The sequence below is a fragment of the Dyadobacter sp. genome, from assembly GCF_017744695.1.
Taxonomy (GTDB): domain Bacteria; phylum Bacteroidota; class Bacteroidia; order Cytophagales; family Spirosomataceae; genus Dyadobacter.
In genome coordinates, this window is the sequence record NZ_JAGIAS010000003.1 from 771,070 (window position 1) to 793,136 (window position 22,067).

Sequence of the window (22,067 nt, forward strand, 5' to 3'; positions counted from 1 at the left end):
GCTAACATGAGTGTCCGCCAACTGGATCTGGCCAAAGTCAGAGAATTCGGGAACCTGGAATTTCTTGCAAAACAGTTGGTAGAAGGTTTCATCACCGGTCTCCACAAATCTCCTTTTCACGGCTTCTCCGTCGAGTTTGCCGAACATCAGCTTTACAACACAGGCGAATCCACCCGGAATATCGACTGGAAAGTTTTTGCCAAAACCGACCGGCTCTACGTCAAACGCTACGAGGAAGAAACCAATCTCCGCTGCCATATCTTGCTGGACACTTCGTCTTCGATGTATTATCCCCAAGACAATCACGGCAAAATGACGTTCAGCGTGATGGCCGCTGCAAGTCTTACCTATTTGCTCCAGCGGCAAAAAGACGCCGTCAGCCTATGCACTTTCTCGGAACAAATTGAAGTACAGACTGCTGTAAAATCCACGCCCTCGCATGTGCACAAGATCATGCTCGAACTGGAACAGCAACTGCAGGCCAATCGACCGCTGTTGAAAACTTCGGTGGCCGACGTCCTGCACCAGATCGCCGAAAAGATTCATAAGCGCTCACTGGTGGTTATTTTCAGCGATATGTTCGACAATATCGAGGAAGCCGACAAAATCTTTTCCGCATTGCAGCATTTACGGCACAATCTGCACGAAGTACTGCTTTTTCACGTCACAGATCGTAAAACGGAGGAAAATTTCGCATTCGAGAACCGGCCTTACGAGTTTGTGGACCTCGAAACGGGTGAAAAAATCAAAGTCCAGCCGGAGCAGGTACGTGAATCATACCAGCAGTTCGTAGGGGATTTTTACCAAAAACTGAAACTGAAATGCGGGCAATACAAGATCGACTTCATCGAAGCGGATATTGCCAAAGGCTTCGACCCTGTACTGCTCGCTTATTTAGTGAAGCACTCTAAAATGCGGTAGCACCCTATTGATTCAGGAAGAGCGACATAAATAGCTCGTCCAAATGCGCAACGGGTATCACTTCGATTTTCCCCCTTTTCAGATCCAGGCCCTTGCTGTTGTATTTTGAAATGTAAATTTTCTTGAAGCCCAGCTTTTCAGATTCTGAAATGCGGCTGTCGATGCGGTTTACAGCGCGGACTTCGCCTCCTAGCCCTACTTCTGCCGCAAAACATACCGATGGCGGAATGAATTTATCCTCATAAGAAGAAACCAGTGACGCTATCACAGCCAGATCAATCGCGGGATCCTCTACCTTCAAACCACCAGCGACATTCAGAAACACATCCTGCACACCCAGCCTGAAACCTCCCCGTTTTTCCAACACAGCCAGCAGCATCTGCAACCGTTTCGCGTCGAAACCTGTACTGCTCCGTTGTGGCGTTCCATAGGTTGCCACGCTCACAAGCGACTGGATTTCCACCAGCAACGGTCTGTTCCCTTCCATCATCGAACCGATCGCAATGCCGCTGACTGGCTCATCGCGCTGGGAAATCAGGATTTCCGAGGGATTACTCACTTGCCGTAGACCATTTCCCTGCATTTCATAAATACCTAGTTCCGAAGTGCTCCCAAAACGATTCTTCATCGTCCTCAGTATCCGGTAAGTATTATGGCGATCGCCTTCGAATTGGAGCACGGTATCTACCATATGTTCCAGTACTTTGGGGCCGGCAAGCGAACCATCTTTGGTAATATGCCCTATCAGGAACACCGGAACACCCATTTCCTTGGCATACTTCATAAACTCCGCCGTACACTCGCGTACCTGAGACACGCTACCCGCCCCCGACTCGATGTAGGTCGATTGCATGGTTTGTATCGAATCAACGATCAGGATTTCCGGCTGAAAATCCTCTATTTGCCTGAAAATATTTTGAGTTTGGGTATCTGTGAGAATAAAGCAATTGTCGCTTTTGGCGGCCATTCGCTCGGCCCGCATTTTGATCTGCGCCTCGGATTCTTCTCCGGAAACATACAATACTTTTTTGTTGGAAAGCGTCAATGCGATTTGCAGCATCAGGGTCGACTTCCCGATCCCCGGTTCGCCGCCGATCAGCACCAGGGAGCCTGGCACGATACCTCCGCCCAATACACGGTTCAGCTCTTCGTCGAATGTGCGGATTCGCGGCTCATTTTCGTAGACAATTTCGGCAATCGCCCGCGGGCGGCTGGCCAGATTCACCGATTTCCACGAAACCGCTGTTTTCTTGTCTTCCTTTTCAATAACTTCCTGAACAAAAGTATTCCATTCGCCGCACGACGGACATCTGCCGACCCATTTTGGCGAATTATACCCGCATTCCTGACAAAAATATGCCGTCTTGGCTTTGGCCATAATAGAATAGTCTAATTTATATCCCCTTGGTGACTAACGTAATTCAGACGATATTAATCCAATTTTTGCATGTTTTGGCCACAAAATCAAAAAAAATGTAGGATAGGTATAGTTTTTTGCAAATTGGCGTTATTAACCTGTTTTACTTAAAAAATCATATTATCCATGAACATCCTGACAAAAGTGGCCTGCGCCTGTTTGCTCTGCATTTTCGCATTCTCAAATGTGCAGGCCCAGAAGAAAGGTTTTGCGTTTGGTATTAAGGGAGGGGTGAATTTGTCGCGGCTTACCATGGGCGACGTTTTCACTACACGTTACGATGATAATGGAAACCCGTATCTCGGATATGATGGCAAAGAGGTTCGGGATAACCTGAAAGAAAGTTTCAACACTAGAACCGGCGCGGTGGGCGGAATCTGGATGCGCTTCGGCAAGACCATATTTGTCCAGCCGGAAGTACTCGTTTCGACGAAAGGAGGTTCGTTCAAAATAATCCAGAATGACCAGGAAACACCGGTTGAAAAAACAATTAATGTCAAATACAGCAATATCGACGTTCCGCTACTGATCGGCTTGAAAGGCGGTCCATTCCGCATTCTCGCCGGGCCCGTAACTTCATTCCGCATCGGCGACAACCAGCGGTTGCGTGACGCATTCAAGTATTACACATCCGATTTAAACAATGCCATGTCCGAAGCGACGTTCGGCTACCAACTTGGAGCAGGCTTGGATCTAGGCAATTTTAGTCTTGATGTAAGAAAAGAAGGCTCTTTTACCAACCTGGCCTCATTTCAGGTAAGCGGCCAGCCCGTCAACGGCGGCGCCTCGTTGAAGCAGAAAGTGAGTTCCTGGCAGGTGACGCTGGGACTGAAGTTATTCTAATTTTGAATGATTGAATGACCGAATAATTGTCATTGAGTCAGAAGTGGTCATAAATGCCAGAAAAACAACACCTGACTTATGACTATACCTGACTTTTATTCTTCAATCATTCAAAATTCGGCTTCGCCGCCTATAAACAAAACGAGCAGCCTTCGATCGAGCGATGGCTGCTGTTTTTATGAATAACCCACTAATTTAATTCACCAAAATGTCTTTATGCGCTGATTCGGATGAGGTTGGTATGATCCAGAAGACCAGATACCTCTTTGATTTTCCGGCGCGATACGACAACCTCTTTACCGCATGAAAGTTTCAGCATGCGATCGTCTTCAAGGCGTTCTACCACGTAGTCAGCATTAACAAGGTATGATTTGTGAACGCGGAGAAATTTAGCGCTCAACTGCTCTGCGAGAGATTTCAAAGTTTTCGAAACCAGGTACTTTTTCCCGTTGTTCGTATATATGAATGTGTAGTTTCCTTCACCTTCTAGGAAGGTGATTACGTCGGGTGTCAAAAAGATCGTTCTACCCATCGATTGTACCGAAATATAAGAACGGCCGTCGTTGTATGATCTGTCTGACAGGCTGGGGCGAGTAAAGCTGGGAAAATTTTTCATGGTAACTACGCTAATATTGTTGTGATTTCTTGTTTCAAAATTAGCACATCGCGTAGTGTTCAGAAAATACGTAAAAGTACGCGCCAATACATAACTAATTATAAATCAGCTGTTTAATATTTAGGTAATATATAAAATGACGTAAGCAAACTTAGTAAAATGCGTAATTTTACGTAGTCCCAAAAACGTGTACTTTTCCAATAAACCGACCCCAATAAACGTAACTACGCCATTTGGCATCCGCCTGCGAGCTAACTTTCGTTATCTTTGCAGGAATTTCGGGGTCCTCAAAAAGAGCCTCCCGCCGCAACAGGCGCGGCGCAAGTCACCAATAACAACAAGCTTTTATGATTACCGAGCGGGTAAAGGAGTTAGTTTCTGAAATCGAACAGGCAACAGTTAGCACCAAGGAGCAACTGGAAGCTTTCAGGTTGAAATATATCAGTAAGAAAGGCGCAGTAACCGAGCTTTTTGATAACCTCAAAAATATTCCGCAGGAAGACCGCCGGGCCGTCGGGCAGGAATTGAATACGCTCAAAAACCTGGCACAAATACGTTTTCAGGATTTTCAGACGGCGCTCGAAAATTCGGCAGACAGCAACCCTGAAATGCTGATCGACCTGACCTTGCCCGTAACACCCAACTTGCAGGGAAGCCTCCATCCGCTAACCATCGTTCGCCGGAGGATCATCGAGATTTTCGAACGCATGGGCTTCAATGTGTCGTACGGGCCGGAGATCGAGAAGGATTGGTACAACTTCAGCGCATTGAACTTCGCAGATAATCATCCGGCGCGTGAAATGCAGGACACCTTCTTTATTTCCAAGAGCGAAGGAGATGTGAAGGACGACGTCCTCCTGCGTACGCACACATCCAACGTGCAGGTGCGCCTGATGGAACGTCAGAAGCCACCGATCCGCTCTATTATGCCGGGGCGTGTGTTTCGAAATGAGGCCATTTCGGCACGTGCGCATTGCGTTTTCCACCAGGTTGAAGGCCTGTATGTGGATAAAAATGTGAGTTTCAAAGACCTGAAAGATACATTATACCACTTCGCGAAAGAAATGTTCGGGAAGGATTCTACGATCCGCCTTCGGCCTTCCTACTTTCCATTTACTGAGCCAAGCGCCGAAATCGACGTTTCATGCTTTATATGTAAAGGAAAGGGCTGCAATGTTTGCAAGCATACCGGCTGGGTTGAAATCGCAGGTTCGGGGATGGTCGACCCTAACGTACTGGAAAACTGCGGCATCGACAGTGAAGAATACACCGGTTTCGCATTCGGAATGGGCATCGAACGGATCACGATGCTCCGCTATGGTATCAACGACCTTCGATTGTTTACAGAAAACGACGTAAGGTTCCTGCGCCAGTTCGAAGGAGCCTGATCTGGAATATTTTAAAAGCAAACGCCCTGAAATGATCACATTTCAGGGCGTTTGCTTTTAAAAACTGTATCAAAATCTTGTTTCGAGATAATAAGGAAGCATTTTTTTCCAGGCCCACCATTCGTGAGGAATGTCGCTTCCCCAGATATCCAGCTCGTGTGGCACATTCTTCGAAGTCAGGATTGACGATATATGTTTCGAATAGTCGGGTACCTCATATGCGCCCGAACCTGTAACAAAATGAATGTGACGGCTATCGCGGTACATTTGCAGATGCCATTCGGCTTTCAGGTTCTGCAGATAATGCACCGGAGAGTTGAAATACACATTATCATCATAATAGCCGTCGGTATACACGCTCAGGTCATAACAGCCGCTCATGGCAATCACCCCATGAATAGAATCCGGATGTTTGAAAAACAGATTAGCGGCGTGCAAGGCGCCGAATGAGGCGCCAGCAGCGATGATCTCATTCGTCGGACTGGAATCCTCCTTTATGAACGGCACCACCTCTTTGATCACGTAATCGTTGAAAGCCTGATGCCGGACCGCTTTGTCGTAACCATGCATGTAGGGATTCAGCCAGCTTTCTGCATTGATGCTATTGATACAGTAAACTTTTACCTTTCCTGAATAAATATAAGGCTCAATAGCGTCGATTAACCCATTTCGTTCGTATTCCAGGTAATCCGATGCTGCGGTGGGAATCATCAGAAGTGCAACTCCATAATGTCCGTAAACAGCAATTTCCATTTCTTTGTTAAGCGCCGGACTGAACCATCCGGTTATATGGCGTTGCATTGTTGAATCATTTAAGTTACTGACTATTTCAATTCAGGCAGTTCAAACAAGGTTTATCAAAAAAATACATAAACCGCTACCATGAACAGACTGCCAGTAACTGTTAATGATAACTTAATACAATACCCAGGTGTCCTTTCCGCCACCACCCTGCGAGGAGTTCACCACAAGCGACCCTTTGCGCAACGCTACACGGGTAAGCCCGCCCGGGATTACGTTAATATCGTCGCCATATAATATGTAAGGCCGGAGGTCAACATGCCGTCCTTCCGCATGCCCTTCGACCATACAAGGCACTCTTGATAGAGAAATCGTTGGTTGAGCAATATAATTCCGTGGATTGTCTTTTATTTTCTGACGGAAAAGTTCATGCTCTTCTTCCGTCGCCTTGGGCCCGATGAGCATTCCGTAACCGCCAGCCTCATTGGCTTCTTTTACAACCAATTGTGAGATATTCTCAAGAACATAATTCATATCTTCCTCTTCTCCGCAGATGTAGGTTCTCACATTGGGGATAATCGCCTCTTCACCGAGATAATATTTGATGATACGCGGCACATAAGCATATACCACCTTGTCATCGGCCACCCCCGTTCCAGGCGCATTGGCCAATGCGACACGCCCTTTTTTGTACACTTCGAATATTCCGGGAATACCAATCAGCGAGTCCTCGCGGAACGACTCCGGATCCATGAAAGTATCGTCGATACGGCGATAGATCACATCGACGATCTGTAAACCGTTGGTCGTCCGCATTTTAACATATCCGTCCGATACCACCAGGTCGCGCGCGTCCACGAGCTCTACGCCCATTTGCTGTGCCAGATATGAATGCTCGAAATAAGCCGAGTTGTAAATTCCGGGCGTAAGCACGGCCACGGTCGGATTAGGACGGTCGGCGAGGTGTTGCAACATCTGCAACAGGCGCGTCGGATAGTCGGATACGGGCCTCACACCTGTGCGCGCGAGCACATCCGGGAAAATCTGTTTCGACAATTCCCTGTTTTCCAGCATGTAGGAAACCCCTGACGGGCAGCGCAGGTTATCTTCCAGCACCATAAACGTGCCATCGTCACCTTTGATCAGGTCTGTGCCGGTAATATGGCACCAGATACCTTTCGGTGGTTTCAGACCGATGCAGGGTTTGAGAAAGCACTTGCTCGACTCGATCAATTCCCGCGGGACCACGCCGTCATTCAATATATTCTGGTCATTGTAAACATCGTCAATAAACATGTTCAATGCCTTGATACGCTGTTTCAGCCCTTTTTCAAGCCATTCCCACTCCGCATTCGACAGCACCCGCGGAATAATATCGATCGGCATAATGCGCTCGGTACCTTCTCCTTCAGAATACACATTGAAAGTAATGCCCATCGATAACAGCGCACGTTCGGTAGCAAGCTGGCGATTGGTAAGGTCCTCGTGCGTGAGGTTTTCAAATTTATTCTTTAAATGCTCATAGCCCGGACGTATTTCGCCACCCGGAGTAAACATCTCATCGAAGAAATTTTCTATTTGATAATTAGAAAATGAAAAATTCATACAATTCAAAATTTGAATAAGTCAATACCGATAGTTCACAGAACAATATATGGTCAATGTATGAATTAACAAAACAAATACCAACAAGCACCTACACCCGACTTTATCTTTAATTTCCCGGAAAAAGCCAAAAGCGACCTAAATAGCTGACGGTGACAAGTTACCAAAGAGCAACCGTTTGCGCATTTCCTTCGTATTAAAATCATGCCGCCCAACGTTATGGAATATTCTTTACCCATTCAGTAAACTTTGTTGCAAGTCAATGCTGTTAGCGTTTTCTTTGTAACCAGATTAAATGTCGGCTCCCCCACCGAATCACGTTCCCTATGCAAAAAAGTTGGTTATCCATATTAGGACTGGTCTGCGGATTAACCATCAACGCCCAAGCCCAGCATTTGCCTGGCACGGCCATGAGCAATTTTGCCGGAACGAACGCATTGTATCATAATCCGGCTTTTGTGGCCGACAGTCGTTACAGCTTATATGTAAACCTCGTCGGCACTCAGTTTTACACCGCCAACAACCACGTCAAATACGAGGCGCCCTACTCCTTCCTGAGCCTGATCACAGGAACCGTGCCCGCCAAATACTATAATGAAAGAGGCATGTTGCTGTTCCCCCGCTCCTACCTGGGCGAAAAATTGAATGGCAACAAGAAGTACATGAACGCCGGCGGCGATACACGCCTGCCATCGATCATGTTCAATATGTTCAAGGGACGCGTCGGTGTCGGAATTTCATCACGGGCCCGTTATATCCTCAATACCACGCAGGTAACCGAGCCATTGGCCCGCCTCATCAGCAAAACCACGCAGCTCAAAGAGTTGCAGGAGCAGGTCTATGAACATCAGTCAGGTCAGTTGCATTTGAACGGCCTTGGCGAGATAGCCCTTACGCTGGGCGGTACGGTTTTCGATGATGAAACGGATTACCTCAAAGTAGGTTTCACGGTCAAAAGATTGATCGGCCTGTATAATGCCCATGCTATTATCGAAAATTCATCGTACGATATTCAGCCCGATCCCGCCTGGGAAAACAAGCGGCAGTATATCAGCGTCAATGAAATCAACGTACGCTATGCGCTTACGCGCGACGAAGGTTTTCAGAACGTCAAGCCATCGCCTGCCTGGCTCCTTGGCGGCGCACCTCCGGGAAGCGGCTGGGGCTTCGACCTAGGGGCTGTTTACGAATACCGGCCCGACGTTCACAAAGCTACTTATCGCGAAAGAGGCGAACGCAAACGCGACGCATCGAAAAACAAATACCTCTACCGGATAGCCGTTTCGCTGACGGATATCGGCCGCGTTCATTTCAAGAACCCGGCTTATATCCTGCAACAGGAAACCCACACGACAAACAAGGAATTCAGATACGACACATTCCAGAAGCTCAAAGGCTCCGAAGGCATTTTCAATGCGATCAACTCTTCGCTGGATGGTGGCCAGCCGATCGCGCCGAATTTCAAATCGGTATTGCCGATGGCATTCCAGGCTAGCGTGGATTATAATGTAAAACCGAATGTGTATGTCAATGGCCTTTGGGTGCAGAACCTCATTCCACAGGGTGCATTTGGTATGAAAGCGGAGTCTTACATCGGCGTTACCCCCCGCTACGAGCACAAATGGTACGAAATATCGGTCCCTTTGTCGCTCATGAACCGCTACCGCTCTCCGGCAATCGGGCTTGCCGGTCGCATTGGGCCGCTTTGGATCGGCACCGACCACCTTACCGGGCTTCTGAACATCGGTAACCCGAGGTCGTTCAACTTGTATTTCGGTATTTCCGGCGGCCTTTTCCGCAAACCACCCGAATCCCAAAACCAATGCTGGCCGCCGCGGGATTCATGGATTCGCCGCATTTTTTCTAAACGATAAATTCCGCTTCAACGTTATCAGGGGATATGGTACGATTTTCCCGACCATTCCTAAAAAACAAATCCATGAGAGAAATACAAAAGACCAGGGAAGAATGGCAGCAGGAACTGACAGGCCAGCAATGCTTCGTTCTGTTCGACAAGGGTACCGAGCGGCCATTTTCACATCCTTATAATGACAATAAGGAAGAAGGCACCTACGTATGCGCAGCATGCGGGACACCGCTTTTCAGTTCCGAGGCCAAATATGATTCAGGTTCGGGCTGGCCGAGCTTCTTTATGCCCGTAGCCAAAGAAAATGTGGAAGAAATTGTGGATAAAAGTCATGGCATGATCCGCACGGAAGTGGTTTGCAGAACCTGCGGCGGACACCTCGGGCACGTTTTCAACGACGGCCCCAAACCGACAGGACTTCGTTACTGCATGAACGGAGCTGCATTGAAATTTCACAAAGCTGAATAGAATAAATCTTAGAAAAAGCCGGATTGAATCATATCTATCCGGCTTTTCTTATCTTTGACACATTACGAACCAAAACGTTTGATGGAAGTTATCCGATCGTTTTTTAACACAATCAGAACGTTGTTCCGGACATTCCGGTCGCGTCTCTCCACACTCATCAACAGGATTGCTTATAAAATCACTTCGCTTGTAACCGGTAAACCCAAAGCCGACGAGCTTTTTCATTCCTACCGGCAAAATAAAGAGTCGGTGCGCAACTGGTGGGAAGCCCATGTGGATACCAGCTCTAAATATTACCGCCCGATCGTAACAGTCTGGAAGACGATCGTGTACGGTATCGTGGCATTTGCGCTCTACATTTTCTGTGTGGAAACCAACTTCCTCTGGCTAATGGGCAGTATGCCCAGCGTGGAAGATTTGCAAAACCCGAAAGTGGCGCAATCATCGGAAATCTACACGGCCGACGGCGTCATGATCGGCAAGTTTTATACCGAAAACCGGACACCAGTTCCCTACAAACAAATTTCTCCAAACCTCGTCAAAGCATTGATCGCTACCGAGGACGCACGTTTCTACCGGCACTCGGGCATCGATTATAAAGCCATGGCCAGCGTGGCCTGGGGTATTGTTACCGGTGCTACGGATCGCGGGGGAGGTAGTACCATTACGCAGCAGCTCGCCAAAAAGCTTTTCAAAACACGTAAGTCGGGGGCACGCGGGTTACTGGGCTATGTTCCCGGCCTCGGCACATTGATTTATAAAACCAAAGAATGGCTTACGGCCATTAAATTGGAAAGGAATTTTACCAAAGAAGAAATCCTGACCATGTATTTCAACACGGTCGATTACGGGAACAATACCTATGGAATTAACACCGCTGCCAAATCCTATTTCAGCAAATCTCCCGACAGCCTGAACGTACAGGAATCGGCGGTATTGGTAGGGCTTCAAAAAGCGACCACGACCTACAACCCGATCCGCAACATGAAGCGCTCGCTCGAACGTCGCAATGTGGTGATCGACCAGATGCGCAAATACGGCTACCTGAGCGCTAAACAGGCCGATTCAATCAGTGCGTTGCCGATTGAATTGAAAACCAAATTCGAAACACCTTACGACGGCAATGCCAATTATTTCAAGAATGCGGTAGTTGATTTTGTCAAAAAATGGGGGGACGAAAATGGTTATGACCTCTACACCGATGGCTTGAAAATCTACACTACCATCGACTCGCGCATGCAGGAAGACGCCGAAGAGGCCATGACTCAGAAAATGAAGCAGCTACAACGCGTTTTCGAAGACCACTGGCGTAATCAGAACCCATGGCGAGACGAGGACGGCAACGAAATCACCGACTTCCTCCCGACCGTTGTAAAACGTACCAGTAAGTACCGCGCATTGGCCGCTAAATTCCCGAACAATCCCGACAGTGTGACCTACTATCTCAACAAAAAGGACACAATGACCGTCTACGATTGGAAAAACAGCGGGGAAATGAAAAAATACTGGAGCTCCATGGACTCGCTTGATTATTACAAGCGTATCCTCCGGGCCGGCATGATGGCGATGAACCCGCAAACCGGGCAGATCAAGGCCTGGGTGGGTGGTTTGGACTACAATTATTTCAAATATGACGCGGTGAAGCAGGGCAAAAGACAGCCCGGTTCTACCTTCAAGCCGTTTGTATACACGACCGCAATCGACGATTCTTCATTCAATATGAATCCCTGCGACGAGATCGTAGACAAGCCATTTGAGAAGACCTACGAAGAAGACGGCGAAGAGAAGATATGGAAACCGCGGAACGCGACCGGAACTTACACCTACGCTCCTATGACGCTCCGCCGGGCATTGGCACAATCCATTAACTCGGTTACGGCAGAACTTACCGACCAGGTGGGCGCGGCAAATGTGGTCCGCTATGCCAAGAAAATGGGGATTACCACGCCATTGAAAGCGGTTCCGTCCATCGGCTTGGGACCATTCGACGTGTCGCTTTATGATATGGTTGCGGCTTATGGTGTGTTCGCTAACAATGGGACCTATACCCAACCTATTCTCGTAACCAAAATCGAGGATAGCAATGGCAAAGTAATCGAGGAGTTTCAGGCAGAGCACCGTCAGGCGATCCGTGAAGAATCGGCGTTCCTGATGCTTCAAATGCTGCGTGCAGGTGTGGAAGAAGGCGGTGGTACTTCGGGAAGCATCCGGTGGAGGTTCAATGTGACGCTGAACGGCAACGAGCTGGGCGGCAAAACCGGAACGACATCCAACAACTCCGATGGCTGGTTTATGTGCGTCACGCGCGACCTCGTGGTGGGCGCCTGGGTAGGCGGCGACGACCGCAGCATTCACTTCCGGACCACCAATCTCGGTGAGGGGGCCAAAACGGCTTTGCCACTCGTAGGGGCTTTCCTCGAAAAGGTCTATAAAGACAAATCCGTCGAACCGGGGCCATTCCCGAAGCCTAGCTTTAAAATATCCAAAACATACAACTGTCCTACGCAATGGGCACCGGCTGTGAGTGACTCGCTTGGAATAGAAGGCGACACTACGCCGGCCAAACAGAACGAAGAAGATGAATTCCTGATCGGCCCCCCGCCGATTCCTTTGGATACTGCGAAGAGGAATTGAATTTAAGCTGTAAGCTTTAGGCTATAAGCTATAAGCGCGTCAAGTTTACAGCTTATAGCCTAAAGCTTACAGCCTAAACATCTACAAAGTCCCAATCTTATGCACCTCCTTGTACTGTATCCGGTATAAATTCGCATAAGCGCCGTCTTTTTCGAGCAGTTGCTCATGGTTACCTTCCTCTATGATCCTCCCTTTGTCGACCACAATGATCTTGTCGGCCTCCTGGATGGTCGATAACCGGTGAGCGATCACAATGGCTGTTCGCCCGTGCATTAAGTTTTCGATCGCGTGCTGAATCAATTCTTCCGTTTCACTATCAACGGATGACGTGGCCTCATCGAGCACGATGATCTTCGGCTCGTGCACCATCGCGCGTACGAACGAAATGAGTTGTCGCTGCCCTACCGAAAGCGTCGCGCCGCGTTCCATCACATTATAGGTATAGCCACCCGGCAAGCGCTCGATAAAATCATGCACTCCCACGAGCTTCGCAGCTTCGACTATTTTTTCATGCGTAATGCTTTCGTCGCCAAGCCGGATGTTGTTTTCAATAGTATCCGAAAAAAGGAATACGTCCTGCAACACCACCCCGATATGTTTGCGCAATGCATTCAGCTCATAATCATGCACCTCAACGTCATCGACGTAGATATTCCCTTTGTTAATATCATAAAAACGGGTCAGCAGGTTAATTATCGAGGACTTCCCTGCACCAGTGGCGCCCACAAAGGCAATGGTCTCTCCCTCTTTTACTTTAAAATTAATATCCCTTAAAACGTACTCCTCCTCATTGTAAGCAAACCAAACGTTTTTGAACTCCACATTACCCTTAATGGATTCGGGCGCAAATGTGCCTTCATTGGAAGTATATTCGTCGCTATCGAGCAGTTTTAGAATGCGGTCGGTACTGACGATCCCCATTTGCAGCGTGTTGAAACGGTCGGCGAGTTGACGGATCGGGCGGAAGAAGAGGTTGATAAACATCACAAATGCCGTAACCGTACCAAATGTGATCTCGGCATCCAGTATCTGTTTCGAACCGTACCAGACGACCAGACCGGTACCCGCCGCGGCAATTACATCCGCAACCGGATAATACACCGAGTAATAAAGGATAGACCGGATGTTCGCATTGCGGTGCACCTTGTTGATCTCCCTGAACTTCTTATATTCAATATCCTCGCTACTGAAAATCTGCACGATTCCCATTCCCGTAATGTGCTCCTGCACGAATGCATTGAGATTGGAAACGGCGGCACGCACCTCGTTGAACGAGTCTTTGATCTTTTCCTTGAAAACATAAGTACAGAAAAGCATCAGCGGGATCATCGAAAGGCTGATAACCGAAAGCTTCCAGTCGGTGTAGAACATCACGGCGATGATCAATACCAGTTGCAGAATATCCCCCGCAATGGCAGCCATACCGTCGCTGAATACATTGGAAAGGGTTTCCACGTCGGAAATGGTCCGGGTTACGAGTCGGCCGATGGGGGTGTTATCAAAAAATTTAAGCCTTAAACCGATGATCTTCTGATACAGCTGCACCCGGATATCGCGGATAATGTACTGTCCCAGCCAGCCCGACATATACGTATTCCAGAATTGCGCCAACCCCTGGAACAACGTCACCACCAACATCACGATCAGCATTACCGTCAGCTGCGAATAATCCCCGTTCGCGATCGGTGTGTCGATGGTGTACCTGATCAGCAGGGGCGTCAACGGTGCCAGTACTGCATTGAGCAAAATAATGGCAATAAGCAGATAAAACTGCTTCTGATAAGGTCGAACGAATGTGTATAGACGCCTTAGGGTGGGAAGATCGAATATCTGGCCGCTTTTGGTTTCCTGGTTCACCGGGTAGCTATTAGGTAATACAGTGGTTGTCTTGGATCAACAAAGCAAAGGTAGAAAATGTCACAAAGGGGATAAAAAATCTACCAATCGACGCATATCTTTTTCAAATACACTACATTAACGTTTTAAAGCCTCGAACTAGTCAAAATGGAGCTGTTTCTAAGTTTATGCCTGGGAATTGGTCTGAGCGCGAGCTGCGGATTCAGGATATTCCTGCCCATGCTGGTCGCCAATATCGCCGCCATGAACGGCTGGATCACGCCGGGAGAACAGTTCGGGTGGTTAAGCACCTGGACCGCCTTCTTCGCGTTGGGCACGGCCACCTTACTGGAAATCGCCGGATACTACATTCCATTTGTGGACAACCTGCTCGACACCGTTGCGACACCGGCAGCCGTGGTCGCCGGCACGTTACTAACCACCTCATTTATCGAAATCGACAGCCCGATGTTACATTGGGGATTAGGACTGATCCTCGGCGGCGGCACAGCCGGGCTGGTGCAGGCGGGTACGGGTATTTTGCGACTTCTTTCGTCCAAAACAACGGCTGGTCTCGGTAATCCGGTGGTTTCTACGGCCGAGAATGTCGCGTCATTCGGCTTGTCGGGCCTGGCGGTATTTCTGCCGGTCATCGCATTGGCACTGGTAGTTCTGCTGGCCGCGTGGCTTTTGAAACGGTTAATGAATTTGAAAAAGTCTTGATGCATGGTTTTCGTGTCTGATGCAATCCCAGTCCATTCGCTTCCCAAAACGCCCAGCCAGGTACCCGCATTAAAGATTTTCAGATTTAAAAATAGTACTGACGTTCCGCAGGAAGGGCCGGTATCGCTACCCATTACCCCGCTCCCGACCGACGCCCCGCACCGGCATACGTACTACGAGATCCTTTTCATCGAAGAAGGTCAGGGTTTTCACGAAATCGACTTTCATTCTTATAACATCCAGGGAGCCGGTCTCCATTTCCTGACACCGGGACAGGTGCATTTACTTACGTTTTCGAGCTCTTTCCAGGGGTATATCGTCGCGTTTTCGGAGGATTTTTACACGTTCTATAACCCGATGAACCCGTCGCTCTCGCAGTTGCCGTTCTTTCAGCCAGCGCGCAGGCAGCCTATTATCACGCTGTCGGACGGCGACAAGCATTATTTTCACAACATCCTCGAAAACATGGTCACCGATCATTTGAGCGCGGAGACCGACCAGGCGCTGATCGGCAGGTATTTAGGACTGTTATTACAAAAATGTGCTTTCCTGACCCAGCACAATGCGCAGCCGGCTGAGTCGCCTGCCCTTTCCGTTCCCGAACTCGCAGGTCGCTTTCAGGAACTGGTGGAAAAGAATTTCAGGCAAATGCATGAAGTCCAGCAATATGCCAGCCAGCTATCGGTCACACCTGATTACCTGAGTAAAATCATCAAAAAACACCTCGGCATTTCCTGCCAGGAATACATTCTTGACAAGCTGCTGCTCGAAGCCAAACGGCTACTGGTATTCTCCAATCTAAGCAGTAAGGAAATTGCCTATCACATCCACATGGACGACCCGTCCTATTTCAGCCGCATCTTCAAAAAGAAAACCGGTCTCACCCCGAACGAGTATCGCGAGCATGTTCGGAAAAGTACCATTTAATAGCAAATTTGTACCTTGCTATCGCTTTTTGCTGCAAATATCTTTGTATTATCCAAAATTAAAATGGCTAAATAATACTATCGATATCAGTTATGCAGATAAAAAACGAACTGACCACTGCTTCACTCCAATCCAAACTCGACCGTTTCTGGGAGGTTTCCGGCGAAAAAATCAAACTCATCAATAAGGAGTACGACAATTCAAAAGGAACCCCGGTTTTCACCGTGAATGGCAAATACACCCTCCGCGGCTGGACGGAATGGACGCAGGGATTCCAGTATGGCGCGGAAGTATTGCAATTTGATGCTACCCGCAACGAAAGCTACCTCGCCAGCGCGCGCAAGAACACCCTAGATTTCATGGCCTCGCACGTAGGACATTTCGGTGTCCACGACCATGGTTTCAACAATGTAAGCACGTACGGCAACTTGCTGCGCCTGATGAATGAAGGTGTAATTGCGGAAAACGAATGGGAACGCAACTTCTATGAGATCGCGCTGAAAGTATCCGGAGCGGTACAGGCGCGCCGCTGGACGAGCATTAAAAATGGCCAGGGTTTCATCCATTCATTCAACGGGCCGCACTCGTTGTTTGTCGATACGATCCGCTCGGTGCGCGCATTGATGGTCTCGCACCTGCTCGGACACAGCTACATGGGGGAAAATGACCTGAAAACCAGCCTGCTCGAACGCGGGACGCTACATTCCATCGCTACGGCCAACTACTCGGTTTACTACGGCGAGGGCCGCGATAGCTACGACCTCTGGGGCCGTACCGCGCACGAAAGCGTGTTCAATACCAATGACGGCAACTACCGCTGCCCTAACTCGCAGCAGGGCTTCTCGGGCTTCACCACCTGGACGCGCGGCCTCGCGTGGGCGATGGTAGGTTTTGCCGAACAGCTCGAATCGCTTGCCAGCTTCTCCGACGCAGAACTGGCACCGCTGGGCGGCCGCGCCGAAATCGAGCGCATTTACCTCAAAGCAGCACAAGCTACCTGCGATTTTTACATTGACAATACAGCATCCGACGGCATTCCATACTGGGATACAGGCGCTCCACAAATTCATAAACTGGGCGATTACACTTCCAGAACTTCCGATCCTTACAACGAATTCGAACCGATCGACAGCTCGGCCGCAGCCATTGGCGCACAAGGGCTGCTCCGTTTGGGCAAATATCTGAACGACAAAGGCCAGAACGAAGCCGGAAACCGCTACTGGCAAGCCGGGCTCACAGCCGTGGATTCACTTTTTGCCGAGCCTTATCTCTCAACTGATCCTACCCATCAGGGATTGATACTGCACTCCATTTACCACCGTCCGAACGGCTGGGATAATGTACCTGCCGGGCAAAAAATTCCAAATGGCGAGTCGAGCATGTGGGGCGATTACCACGCAAGGGAAGTAGCGCTTTACCTGCACCGGATCAACAAGGGGCTGCCTTATTACTCGTACCTCGGCGCAGTGAAATAACATTATTGTCTGCCTTCGACCGCCCGGGGCGCCGCGCAGAAGAATTAACGTTACTGTCAGCCTGAGCGAAGTCGAAGGCTCTTGTGCAAACGCCTTCGACTCCGCTCAGGCTGAAAGTAACAAAGCACAATTACCTAAAACCAATAAGTAACCACAATAAATTGGAAAACATAACACTCGACCGGTGCTGTATCCACACCATTACAACCAAGCCCTGGGGACTTTCGGAGGCGGTGGAAAACTACGCTGCCGCCGGCGTAAAAGGCATTAGCGTCTGGCAGAATGCGACGGAAGGGATCGGGCCGCACCGCGCGGGTGAGGTCATCCGCGCTGCCGGGTTGGAAATTGTCTCTTACGTACGCGGCGGTTTTTTCCCGCATACGAGCAGCGCCGGGCGCGCGCAGGCGATCGATCATAACCGCAAGCTCCTCGGAGAAGCCGCAGCTTTGGGAGCGCCCATGATCGTACTGGTGTGCGGCGCTTCTCCTGATCAGCCGCTGGAAACGTCGCGCAACCAGATCCGCGAAGGCATTGCTGCCATTTTGCCGCTGGCAGAGAAACTGGGTGTCAAACTCGCGATCGAGCCATTGCACCCGATGTACGCCGCCGATCGCTCAGCCATTAACACCATGGCGCAAGCCAATGATATGGCAGAATATTTCAAGTCACCTTTCGTCGGAGTGGCGGTGGATGTCTACCATTTGTGGTGGGACGCCGACCTCGAAAGAGAGATCGCACGCTGCGGGGCGAATGGCAACCTGCTCGCCTACCACGTCTGCGACTGGAAAGTAAATACCATCGACTTTTTGAATGACCGCGGCTTAATGGGTGAAGGATGTATTGATTTGAAAAAGATCCGGGGCTGGGTGGAAGCTACGGGTTTCAACGGCTTTTGTGAAGTGGAGATTTTCTCGAACATCCATTGGGCAAAAGACCAGCATTTGTTCCTCAGCGAGATAACCGAATCGTTTGTCAGAACGGTGTAATCGCAAATGGAGCTAAGCTCTTGCTTCGTGCAAATTATTCGCAGGCCTCTGGCCGGCATCAGTAAGCGTAACGTAAATCAAGTCGGCCGGAGGCCTCCAACATAGCGGGCACGAAGCAGGAGCTTCGCGCCATTAAACAAAAACAACAATGACAACACATACCATTGGCATTATCATGAACGGCGTAACCGGCCGTATGGGTACCAACCAGCACTTGCTGCGTTCAATCAAAGCCATTATCGAGCAAGGCGGTGTAAAAATCTCTTCCGACGAAGTGATCATGCCCGACCCGATCCTGGTAGGGCGCAACGAGGCTAAGCTGCAAGCGCTTTGCAAGCAATCGGGTGTGCAGAAATATACCACCGACCTGGATTCGGTGATGTCCGATCCGCATTACCAGATCTATTTCGATGCGCAGGTAACCGGTCGCCGTGCAGCAGCTGTAAAAAAGGCTATCAAGGCCGGAAAACATATTTATTGTGAAAAACCGACCGGTACCACTACCGAAGAGGCATTGGAGTTGTATGAACTGGCCACCAAAGCCGGTTTGAAAAATGGTGTGGTGCAGGACAAACTCTGGCTTCCGGGCATGGTAAAGCTGAAAAGACTGATGGAAGCCGGTTTCTTCGGAAAGATTCTTTCGGTACGCGGCGAGTTTGGTTACTGGGTATTTGAAGGAACCAGCATTCCGGCGCAGCGCCCTTCATGGAACTACCGCAAGGAAGACGATGGCGGTATCATCGTGGATATGCTCTGTCACTGGCGCTACGTGCTGGATAATCTGTTTGGAAATGTAAAAGCCGTTTCCTGCCTGGGCGCCACACACATTCCCGAGCGCGTAGACGAGAATGGCAATACCTATAAATGTACTGCCGACGATGCCTGCTATGCTACATTCGAACTGGAAGGTGATGTAATCGCGCATTTCAACTCATCGTGGACGGTACGTGTGCGCCGCGACGACCTGCTCACATTGCAAGTGGACGGCACACATGGCTCGGCTGTGGCCGGTCTGCGTGATTGCTACATCCAGCATTACGGCAATACACCTAAACCTGTTTGGAACCCCGACATCGCTCAACCGATCCCGTTCTTCGACGGCTGGTCGAAAGTGCCTGAGCAGGAGATTTACGACAATGCATTCAAAGCGCAATGGGAGCTTTTCCTCAAACATATTGTAAAAGACGAGCCATTCCCCTGGGATTTGAAAGCAGGAGCGCGCGGTGTGCAGTTGGCCGAAAAAGGTCTTGAAAGCTGGGAAAAACGCCAATGGGTTGACGTACAAGAACTATGAAAAAGACCGCATTAATCACCGGCGGAAGCCGGGGTATCGGTTTTGGCATTGCCAAAGCCCTTGCCAAAGAAGGATATAACCTGGCCATCAATGGCGTTCGCGACGAAGCGGGCGCTGCTGATGCGCTCAACGAATTGCGCGAACTGGGCGCAGAAGTAGCCTATTGCCAGGGAAGCATCGCCAGCGCGACCGACCGGAAAGCCATTATCGAAAAGGCCTATTCTGTTTTCGGGCAGATCAACCTGCTCGTCAATAATGCAGGTATAGCGCCGCGTGTGAGGCTCGACATTCTCGAAACCACCGTCGAGAATTACCAGGAAGTAATGACGACCAACCTCGAAGGCCCATTCTTTTTTACCCAGGCCATCGGCAAACGCATGGCGGCGGCCAAGCAGGACAACCATGCATTTGAAGCAGCGATCATTTTCGTAACATCCATTTCTGCCACAGTAGCCTCGATCAATCGTGGAGAATATTGTATTTCAAAAGCCGGGCTCGCCATGACCAACCTGCTTTTTGCTGTGAGAATGGCTGAGTACAATATCCCGGTTTATGAAATCCGTCCGGGTATTATTTCCACCGACATGACTTCCAAGGTACAGGAGAAATACGATAACCTGTTCCAGAGCGGCATTGCATTGCAACCCCGTTGGGGCACGCCCGAGGACGTGGGCAAAGCCGTTGCGTCATTAACCAGAGGTGATTTCCCCTACTCCACCGGCCAGGTGATCGGCGTGGACGGCGGGATGCTGATTGACAGGCTGTAAGGTGGGTCAAGTATGTCAGGTATGGTCAGGCGTAGTCACTGATAGTCAAGTATTGTCAAGAAATTGTCAGGGGTTGTTAGAAAGAATATGTATTTCTCAAGTGACTACACTTGACCACACTTGACAATACCTGACAATAAATGACTACACCTGACTTGACAATTCAGCGGTAAAAAAAGAATTGATTGACATTTATATTAACCCCAAGCCGACGGCTGACAGCCGAAAGCCGAAGTAAAACCTAACCCTATGTCAACAACAACCAATAATCCCCAACCTTCGCTGCTTTCGCAGTTGTTGCAAATACCTGTAATAGTGGCTGCATTGGGCTACCTGGTCGACATGTACGACCTTTTTTTGTTCAGTGTGGTGCGGGTGCCGAGTCTGAAAGCGCTGAACGTCGCTGACGATCAGTTGCTGACCGAAGGCATCAGTTTATTGAATTACCAAATGGCTGGAATGCTGATCGGCGGCGTGTTGTGGGGAGTGATTGCGGATAAAAGGGGCCGGCTTTCCGTTCTTTTCGGGTCGATTATCATGTATTCACTGGCCAACATTGGCAACGGCTTTGTCACATCGCTTGATCAGTACGCCCTTCTTCGCTTTATTGCGGGTGTAGGGCTGGCAGGTGAGCTCGGAGCCGGTATTACCTTGGTAACAGAGGTATTACCCAAAGAGATACGCGGATATGGCACCACATTGGTGGCTACCCTCGGGGTTTTGGGGGCGATTTTAGCTTACTTCGTCGCCGATTTATTTGCGTGGCGCATCTCTTATTTTGTAGGAGGCGGAATGGGTTTGCTACTTTTGGTATTGCGTTTCAATGTATTTGAATCGGGCATGTTCAAACATGCAAAGGAACGCTCGGTGGACCGCGGAAATATTTTCATGATCCTCACCAACGGGAAACGCCTCGGCAAATACCTGATGGCGATCCTTGTCGGTCTGCCGATCTGGTTCGTAGTGGGAATTCTCATAACCTTTTCGCCCGAATTCGGGGCGGCTAAAGGCATTGAGGGTATCAACGCAGGCAAGGCGGTGATGCTGGCTTTTTCAGGGCAGGTTGGCGGAGATATCGTCAGTGGTTTACTCAGCCAGTATATGCGCAGCAGGAAAAAAGTGATCAGGCTGTTTATCATGCTATCGCTTGCAATGGTAATCGGGTATTTGCTTATTCCGATGCAAGATTTGTTCTCCTTCTACTTGATTTGTACCTTGCTCGGGTTCTGCAATGGTTATTGGACATTATTTATTACCATTGCGGCAGAATTGTTTGGTACAAACCTGCGCGCAACCGTCGCAACGACGGTGCCCAATTTCGTACGCGGTGCGACTATCCCGCTGGCGGCATTGTTTGTGAGTTTCAAACCTGACCTCGGAGTGATCCAGGCCGGGCTGGCAATAGGTATAGCAACAGCCGTAGTGGCGTTGATAGCCTTATATTTCCTGGAAGAGACATTTACAAAGGATATGGACTTTGTAGAAAAAGAATAGTTTCGGTTTTAGTTTTAGTTAAAAGCGGCCCCCACAGATGGAGGGCCGTTTTTTTTTAACAGTTA

18 protein-coding genes are annotated in these 22,067 nt (G+C 49.2%); 13 read left to right on the forward strand and 5 right to left on the reverse strand.

Annotation, left to right across the window (positions count from 1 at the left end; translation table 11 throughout):
• Positions 1-6: 6 nt before the first annotated feature.
• Entirely contained in the window at positions 7-921 is a 915-nt protein-coding gene (locus J7619_RS15240) for a DUF58 domain-containing protein (protein WP_291199875.1), read from the forward strand.
• A 4-nt stretch (positions 922-925) separates the two neighbouring features.
• Here J7619_RS15240 and radA read toward each other — a convergent pair whose 3' ends face one another.
• The gene (gene radA / locus J7619_RS15245) at positions 926-2,299 is read right to left on the reverse strand and encodes a DNA repair protein RadA (RefSeq protein WP_291199878.1); all 1,374 of its coding nucleotides are present in this window, start codon (positions 2,297-2,299) and stop codon (positions 926-928) included.
• 165 nt (positions 2,300-2,464) lie between these two features.
• Between radA and J7619_RS15250 the strand changes: the two genes are divergently transcribed.
• Positions 2,465-3,181, forward strand: a complete 717-nt coding sequence (locus J7619_RS15250) for a porin family protein (protein WP_291199881.1) — start codon at positions 2,465-2,467, stop codon at positions 3,179-3,181.
• A 214-nt stretch (positions 3,182-3,395) separates the two neighbouring features.
• Here J7619_RS15250 and J7619_RS15255 read toward each other — a convergent pair whose 3' ends face one another.
• Positions 3,396-3,797: a LytTR family DNA-binding domain-containing protein gene (locus tag J7619_RS15255; RefSeq protein WP_291199884.1), complete on the reverse strand. Its 402-nt coding sequence runs from the start codon at positions 3,795-3,797 to the stop codon at positions 3,396-3,398.
• 347 nt (positions 3,798-4,144) lie between these two features.
• On the opposite strand from J7619_RS15255, the gene pheS reads away from it, so the two are divergent.
• Positions 4,145-5,185, forward strand: coding sequence for a phenylalanine--tRNA ligase subunit alpha (pheS, locus tag J7619_RS15260; RefSeq protein WP_291199887.1), 1,041 nt, complete (start codon positions 4,145-4,147; stop codon positions 5,183-5,185).
• 69 nt (positions 5,186-5,254) lie between these two features.
• Here pheS and J7619_RS15265 read toward each other — a convergent pair whose 3' ends face one another.
• Both J7619_RS15265 and J7619_RS15270 read right to left on the reverse strand, forming a co-directional pair.
• Positions 5,255-5,986, reverse strand: a complete 732-nt coding sequence (locus J7619_RS15265) for an esterase family protein (protein WP_291199890.1) — start codon at positions 5,984-5,986, stop codon at positions 5,255-5,257.
• A 114-nt stretch (positions 5,987-6,100) separates the two neighbouring features.
• On the reverse strand, positions 6,101-7,531 hold the full coding sequence (locus J7619_RS15270) for a circularly permuted type 2 ATP-grasp protein (RefSeq protein WP_291199893.1): 1,431 nt from the start codon (positions 7,529-7,531) through the stop codon (positions 6,101-6,103).
• Positions 7,532-7,857: 326 nt separating this feature from the next.
• Between J7619_RS15270 and J7619_RS15275 the strand changes: the two genes are divergently transcribed.
• The 3 genes from J7619_RS15275 to J7619_RS15285 all read left to right on the forward strand — a co-directional run bounded on the left by J7619_RS15275 (position 7,858) and on the right by J7619_RS15285 (position 12,500).
• On the forward strand, positions 7,858-9,405 hold the full coding sequence (locus J7619_RS15275) for a DUF5723 family protein (protein ID WP_291199896.1): 1,548 nt from the start codon (positions 7,858-7,860) through the stop codon (positions 9,403-9,405).
• Positions 9,406-9,470: 65 nt separating this feature from the next.
• The gene (gene msrB / locus J7619_RS15280) at positions 9,471-9,866 is read left to right on the forward strand and encodes a peptide-methionine (R)-S-oxide reductase MsrB (RefSeq protein ID WP_291199899.1); all 396 of its coding nucleotides are present in this window, start codon (positions 9,471-9,473) and stop codon (positions 9,864-9,866) included.
• A gap of 81 nt (positions 9,867-9,947) precedes the next feature.
• Entirely contained in the window at positions 9,948-12,500 is a 2,553-nt protein-coding gene (locus J7619_RS15285) for a penicillin-binding protein 1A (protein WP_291199901.1), read from the forward strand.
• Between the two features lie 81 nt (positions 12,501-12,581).
• Here the strand turns inward: J7619_RS15285 and J7619_RS15290 are convergent, their stop codons facing one another.
• Positions 12,582-14,357 carry an ABC transporter ATP-binding protein gene (locus tag J7619_RS15290; protein WP_291199904.1) on the reverse strand — a complete coding sequence of 592 codons (1,776 nt, stop codon included), beginning with the start codon at positions 14,355-14,357 and terminating at the stop codon, positions 12,582-12,584.
• Between the two features lie 147 nt (positions 14,358-14,504).
• On the opposite strand from J7619_RS15290, the gene J7619_RS15295 reads away from it, so the two are divergent.
• The 7 genes from J7619_RS15295 to J7619_RS15325 all read left to right on the forward strand — a co-directional run bounded on the left by J7619_RS15295 (position 14,505) and on the right by J7619_RS15325 (position 22,002).
• Entirely contained in the window at positions 14,505-15,059 is a 555-nt protein-coding gene (locus tag J7619_RS15295; protein ID WP_291199907.1) for a DUF4126 domain-containing protein, read from the forward strand.
• 3 nt (positions 15,060-15,062) lie between these two features.
• Positions 15,063-15,986, forward strand: coding sequence for an AraC family transcriptional regulator (locus tag J7619_RS15300; RefSeq protein ID WP_291199910.1), 924 nt, complete (start codon positions 15,063-15,065; stop codon positions 15,984-15,986).
• Positions 15,987-16,078: 92 nt separating this feature from the next.
• Positions 16,079-17,461 carry a glycosyl hydrolase gene (locus tag J7619_RS15305; RefSeq protein WP_291199913.1) on the forward strand — a complete coding sequence of 461 codons (1,383 nt, stop codon included), beginning with the start codon at positions 16,079-16,081 and terminating at the stop codon, positions 17,459-17,461.
• A gap of 161 nt (positions 17,462-17,622) precedes the next feature.
• Complete coding sequence (locus J7619_RS15310; RefSeq protein ID WP_291199917.1) at positions 17,623-18,447, forward strand: sugar phosphate isomerase/epimerase; 825 nt, start codon at positions 17,623-17,625, stop codon at positions 18,445-18,447.
• A 148-nt stretch (positions 18,448-18,595) separates the two neighbouring features.
• Complete coding sequence (locus tag J7619_RS15315) at positions 18,596-19,741, forward strand: Gfo/Idh/MocA family protein (protein ID WP_291199920.1); 1,146 nt, start codon at positions 18,596-18,598, stop codon at positions 19,739-19,741.
• Positions 19,738-20,508 (forward strand): 3-ketoacyl-ACP reductase, encoded by a 771-nt coding sequence (locus J7619_RS15320; RefSeq protein ID WP_291199923.1) that lies wholly within the window; start codon positions 19,738-19,740, stop codon positions 20,506-20,508. The genes J7619_RS15315 and J7619_RS15320 overlap by 4 nt, the downstream gene beginning before the upstream one ends.
• A 249-nt stretch (positions 20,509-20,757) precedes the next feature.
• Entirely contained in the window at positions 20,758-22,002 is a 1,245-nt protein-coding gene (locus tag J7619_RS15325) for an MFS transporter (protein WP_291199926.1), read from the forward strand.
• The last annotated feature ends 65 nt before the right edge of the window (positions 22,003-22,067 follow it).

What these genes read in the sequence shown, in the direction of transcription:
- J7619_RS15240 (WP_291199875.1), top strand. Translation starts at nt 7, where the DNA reads ATGAGTGTCCGCCAACTGGATCTGGCCAAAGTCAGAGAATTCGGGAAC.
- radA (WP_291199878.1), bottom strand. Translation starts at nt 2,299, where the DNA reads ATGGCCAAAGCCAAGACGGCATATTTTTGTCAGGAATGCGGGTATAAT.
- J7619_RS15250 (WP_291199881.1), top strand. Translation starts at nt 2,465, where the DNA reads ATGAACATCCTGACAAAAGTGGCCTGCGCCTGTTTGCTCTGCATTTTC.
- J7619_RS15255 (WP_291199884.1), bottom strand. Translation starts at nt 3,797, where the DNA reads ATGAAAAATTTTCCCAGCTTTACTCGCCCCAGCCTGTCAGACAGATCA.
- pheS (WP_291199887.1), top strand. Translation starts at nt 4,145, where the DNA reads ATGATTACCGAGCGGGTAAAGGAGTTAGTTTCTGAAATCGAACAGGCA.
- J7619_RS15265 (WP_291199890.1), bottom strand. Translation starts at nt 5,986, where the DNA reads ATGCAACGCCATATAACCGGATGGTTCAGTCCGGCGCTTAACAAAGAA.
- J7619_RS15270 (WP_291199893.1), bottom strand. Translation starts at nt 7,531, where the DNA reads ATGAATTTTTCATTTTCTAATTATCAAATAGAAAATTTCTTCGATGAG.
- J7619_RS15275 (WP_291199896.1), top strand. Translation starts at nt 7,858, where the DNA reads ATGCAAAAAAGTTGGTTATCCATATTAGGACTGGTCTGCGGATTAACC.
- msrB (WP_291199899.1), top strand. Translation starts at nt 9,471, where the DNA reads ATGAGAGAAATACAAAAGACCAGGGAAGAATGGCAGCAGGAACTGACA.
- J7619_RS15285 (WP_291199901.1), top strand. Translation starts at nt 9,948, where the DNA reads ATGGAAGTTATCCGATCGTTTTTTAACACAATCAGAACGTTGTTCCGG.
- J7619_RS15295 (WP_291199907.1), top strand. Translation starts at nt 14,505, where the DNA reads ATGGAGCTGTTTCTAAGTTTATGCCTGGGAATTGGTCTGAGCGCGAGC.
- J7619_RS15300 (WP_291199910.1), top strand. Translation starts at nt 15,063, where the DNA reads ATGGTTTTCGTGTCTGATGCAATCCCAGTCCATTCGCTTCCCAAAACG.
- J7619_RS15305 (WP_291199913.1), top strand. Translation starts at nt 16,079, where the DNA reads ATGCAGATAAAAAACGAACTGACCACTGCTTCACTCCAATCCAAACTC.
- J7619_RS15315 (WP_291199920.1), top strand. Translation starts at nt 18,596, where the DNA reads ATGACAACACATACCATTGGCATTATCATGAACGGCGTAACCGGCCGT.
- J7619_RS15320 (WP_291199923.1), top strand. Translation starts at nt 19,738, where the DNA reads ATGAAAAAGACCGCATTAATCACCGGCGGAAGCCGGGGTATCGGTTTT.
- J7619_RS15325 (WP_291199926.1), top strand. Translation starts at nt 20,758, where the DNA reads ATGTCAACAACAACCAATAATCCCCAACCTTCGCTGCTTTCGCAGTTG.